Source organism: Pseudomonas sp. P5_B2, from assembly GCF_056400445.1.
Window position 1 is genome coordinate 1 of record NZ_JBFULH010000365.1, and the last position, 4,116, is coordinate 4,116.

A 4,116-nucleotide genomic window follows, 5' to 3' on the forward strand; every position below is an offset into this window, starting at 1 on the left:
CCCGGGCTCCTCAGAACCCTTTCAAATCTTTGAATTGTGATTTCCCGGAGTCCGGTCAAGTTTTAGATTGTTTCGATCTTGGGTTCACTGCGAAACGGACTACACCCTGTATTCCACATATACGCCCTGCCGTCGGCCAAGTCCTGCAAAACGGATCCGGCAATTCCTTCCGGCTTACCAGAGCCGTACTGCATCGCCACCCCATGTCCTCTTGTCATCCTCTTTCGCCTGCGCCTCCAGCCACGGAAGACTTCATGACCATCGTCAAAACCGATACCACTCAAGATCCACAACTCGTCTCTCTGGCGGGCAATCTTGGAGAACTGATCCGCCAGGCGCGCCTTAAAGCGCTTCGAGCTGTCGATACGGCTCAAGTGCAAACCTGCTGGCAGATCGGGCGGCATATTGTTGAGTTCGAGCAGGAGGGAGCTCGTAGGGCGGAGTATGGGAAGCAGTTGTTGGCGAAGCTGGCGAAAATTCTGACAGCCGACTTCGGGAAAGGCTTTGACGCTTCCAACCTTCGCTACATGCGTCAGTTCTATCAAGTCTTCCCGATTTGTGACGCACTGCGTCACGAATTGAGCTGGACCCACTACCGCAGACTGCTGCGGGTCGACAACGACCATGCACGCCATTGGTACATGAACGAGTCGGCCCTACAGAACTGGTCGAGCCGCGCCTTGGAGCGTCAGATCAATACGCTGTATTACGAACGCCTGCTGGCAAGTCGCGACCGATCTACTGTCAGGGAGGAAGCCGCCACCAATATCCAGAAAATGGCCGCTAGCCCAAGAGACTTTATTCGCGATCCGGTCGTGCTTGAATTTTTGGGCCTGCCCAATGCCGGCCTGATCCTGGAAACCGAACTCGAACAAGCGTTGATCAACCACCTTCAGAGCTTCTTGCTCGAACTTGGCAAAGGCTTCGCCTTCATCGCACGTCAGCAACGCATCAGTACCGATAGCAAAGACTTTTACATTGACCTGGTGTTCTACAACTACCTGCTCAAGTGCTTTGTGATCTTCGATCTGAAGCGCGGCGAACTGACCTACCAGGATATCGGCCAGATGGAGATGTACGTAYGCATGTACGACGAACTCCGGCGCGGACCGGAAGACGGACCGACTGTTGGTATCATCCTCTGCGCAAAAAAAGATGAATCAGTGGTGCGCTTTTCCGTATTGGAGGGCAATGAGCAACTGTTCGCCAGTAAGTACAAGCTGGTGTTACCGACTGAAGAGGAACTACGAGCAGAGCTGGATCGGGAACGGGCGCTACTCGAGGACCGGCGGCTCAATCAGTAGCGCCGATAGAAATAGGCGGATTGTCCGAATCCGCCATGAAGACTATCGTTGGCAGCTACGCGCAAAGGTCCGTCACCGATGACTTTCAATGACACGCCTGCACTGGCGCCTGCTCAGATCGAGCTGCCATTGCCCGCCACCACGCCCGGAGCTCCCTTCAAGGAGCCCGCGGCAGACGGTTTCATCCTCGGCGGCTTCACCTGGCGGAACACTCCACAGGACCCTGCCCGCCCCATCGTGATCATCAACGCTGCCACCTCAGTGCGCTGCCGACATTACTCGCGTTTCGCCGATTACCTGTTCGCCAACGGGTTCGATGTCATCACGTACGATTACCGTGGCATCGGCGAATCACGTCCCGCTTCGCTCAAACACCTCGACGCTTCATGGACCGACTGGGGCGCGCTGGACTTTGAAGCGATGCTCAAGCGCGCTGAGCGTGAATTCCCCGGTCAGCCCATCGATGTCGTCGGCCACAGCTTTGGCGGCTGCGCAGCGGGGCTGGGAGCGTCCGGCCATATTATTCGGCGCATGGTGACGGTCGGCGCGCAATTCGCTTACTGGCGCGATTACGCGCCCGCACATCGGTTGCGGATGTTCGGCAAGTGGCATGTGGTGATGCCATTGATGACGATGTTCCACGGCTACTTCCCTGGCAAGCGCCTCGGCTGGCTGGAAGATACGCCCGCCGGCGTGGTTCGTGACTGGAGTACGCCTACCGACCGTTTTGAAACGCGCCCCAGCGGTCGGCGGCTCCATGGCGGAACCGGTCGACTGCCCTTCGAGTGTGTCCGCGCAAAAATCCTTGCCATCAGCGTCAGCGACGATCCCTACGGCACGATTCCGGCTATCGAACGCCTGCTCGGCTACTTCACCCACGGCACCAACACCCACCTGCGAATCACCCCCGAAGACATCGGCGAAGCAGAAGTCGGACATTTCGCCTTTTTTCGCAGCGCATACCAAGCCACACTATGGCCCATAGCATTGTCCTGGCTGCAAAACGCCGAACTGGCCCCCGGTACACCCGGGCGGCAAGTCCCGCGCAGCTGAGCCCTCTCAACGAATACGGAACGACACCCATGGCCTCCGCCAACAAACAGCAAAAACGCGCCACCCGCGCCAAAGCCAAGGCCAAGCAGAACCGCACTCAGCGCGCCGCCGCGCCGGTCGAACTGGACCCGAACGATGATCGCATCGACTTCGAATCGGTAGACCTGACCGAACTGTTCAAGAAAATGATCGACGCCGAAAAGACCAGCCAGCAAGCGATGTGCATGGCGTTCCTGGAAGACCCACTGCTGGAATTGGTCTATGAACAGGAAGGCGAAGAAGGCGCGATGGACTTCATCCTCGCCGCGCTGATCGAGTACCGCCAATGGTCAACCGAAGTGGACGAAGCCGGCGCACTGGCATGGATCGAATCACCGGCCTTCCAGGCTGACTATGTCGCAGCGTCCGATATCATCGCCGCCCAAACCCAACAGAAAGCAAACTGAGTTCCCATGGCATCCCTGAACAAGCAACAGAAACGCGCCAAGCGCGCAAAGGCCAAAGCCAAGCAAATCAACATCCACGGCAGAAAACCCGCTGCACTGGACGATGACCTGGGTGAAATCGGCGAGCCGATCCCGGAATACACCCTGGCGATGTTCAGCAAGATGCGCGATGCAGAGGCTGTCAGCCGTAACGACATGCTTATTGCCCTGCTGTCGGACCTCGCCGGAATCATCAGCGACCATCCAGAATTGCTGGACATGGAAAACGCCGACAACGAAGCCATGGCCGCCACCCACCTGGCCGCCGACATGCTGATCGACTACCGCATGTGGGCCGATGGCATGGACCGGGAAACGGCTCAAGCCTGGCTGACCGACCCGCAGTTCATCACCGACTTCGGCGATGCGCTGGACAGCTATCGTCAGGCGCTGGATGCGCAAGAAGTAAAGAGCGAGTAAACGCTGACAGAAACAAACAACGGCCGCTTGTCATCACTGACAGCGGCCGTTTTCGTAGGTATCAACAACGATTGGCTTGAGTCAGAACCCTCAGCTCGCCAACACTGCGTTCATCTTCTCATTACGACGACGGCGAGCGACCAGCACGCCAGCCGCTACCACCAACAGGGCCAGCAGGCCGGTTGCGAGAATCTCTACGCGATGCGCTTCCTGGAACAACATGATGGTCAGGGCCGCCACGATGAAAATAATCACCGCGTAGGTCAGGCCTGGGAACAGCCACATGCTGAAAGCGATTTTTTCACCGCGAGCCATGCGTTGTTTACGCATACGCAGTTGTGAAATGGCGATCACCAGATACACCAGCAGCGCGATGGCGCCGGAGCTGGCCAGCAGGAACTCGAACACGGCGGCCGGGGCCACGTAGTTGGCGAACACCGCGAGGAACGCAGCGCCGGTGGACAACATCACAGCCCAGTACGGCGTGCCGCTCTTGTTGGTGCGTTGGGAAACGGCCGGTGCATCACCGCGCTTGCCCAGGGAGAACATCATGCGCGATGCGGTGTACAGCGCCGAGTTCAGGCAACTGGTCACAGCAACCAGAACCACGATGTCGACGATCAGCTTGGCATTCGGGATGCCCATGCGCTCCAGCACAGTCTGGTAAGAACCAACTCTGGCCAGAATCGGGTCGTTCCATGGCACCAGTGCCACGACGATGAAGATCGACACGAGGTAGAACAAGCCGATCCGCCAGATCACCGAGTTGGTGGCCTTGGAGATTTGCTGGCCCGGGTTCTTCGATTCAGCGGCCGCGATGGTTACGATCTCGGTGCCCATGAAGGAAAACATGG

The 4,116-nt window shown here is 58.0% G+C and carries 5 protein-coding genes; 4 read left to right on the forward strand and 1 reads right to left on the reverse strand.

The window, feature by feature from the left end; all coding sequences use genetic code 11:
* Positions 1-254 precede the first annotated feature (254 nt).
* From AC1DRJ_RS20480 to AC1DRJ_RS20495, 4 genes are all read left to right on the forward strand, one after another.
* A complete protein-coding gene (locus tag AC1DRJ_RS20480; protein ID WP_477803747.1) occupies positions 255-1,304 on the forward strand; it encodes a PDDEXK nuclease domain-containing protein in 1,050 nt (349 codons plus the stop codon).
* Between the two features lie 78 nt (positions 1,305-1,382).
* Positions 1,383-2,357, forward strand: a complete 975-nt coding sequence (locus AC1DRJ_RS20485; RefSeq protein WP_477803748.1) for an alpha/beta hydrolase family protein — start codon at positions 1,383-1,385, stop codon at positions 2,355-2,357.
* Positions 2,358-2,386: 29 nt separating this feature from the next.
* Positions 2,387-2,803, forward strand: coding sequence for a hypothetical protein (locus AC1DRJ_RS20490; RefSeq protein WP_477803749.1), 417 nt, complete (start codon positions 2,387-2,389; stop codon positions 2,801-2,803).
* 6 nt (positions 2,804-2,809) lie between these two features.
* On the forward strand, positions 2,810-3,262 hold the full coding sequence (locus AC1DRJ_RS20495) for a hypothetical protein (RefSeq protein ID WP_477803750.1): 453 nt from the start codon (positions 2,810-2,812) through the stop codon (positions 3,260-3,262).
* 90 nt (positions 3,263-3,352) lie between these two features.
* On the opposite strand, the gene AC1DRJ_RS20500 is transcribed toward AC1DRJ_RS20495, so the two are convergent.
* Positions 3,353-4,116, reverse strand: a 764-nt coding sequence (locus tag AC1DRJ_RS20500) for an amino acid permease (protein ID WP_477803751.1), incomplete at its 5' end; no start/stop codon positions are given.

Bases quoted from the DNA above. Each gene is read 5' to 3' on its own strand.
- AC1DRJ_RS20485 (WP_477803748.1), top strand. From the start codon at position 1,383: ATGACTTTCAATGACACGCCTGCACTGGCGCCTGCTCAGATCGAGCTG.
- AC1DRJ_RS20490 (WP_477803749.1), top strand. From the start codon at position 2,387: ATGGCCTCCGCCAACAAACAGCAAAAACGCGCCACCCGCGCCAAAGCC.
- AC1DRJ_RS20495 (WP_477803750.1), top strand. From the start codon at position 2,810: ATGGCATCCCTGAACAAGCAACAGAAACGCGCCAAGCGCGCAAAGGCC.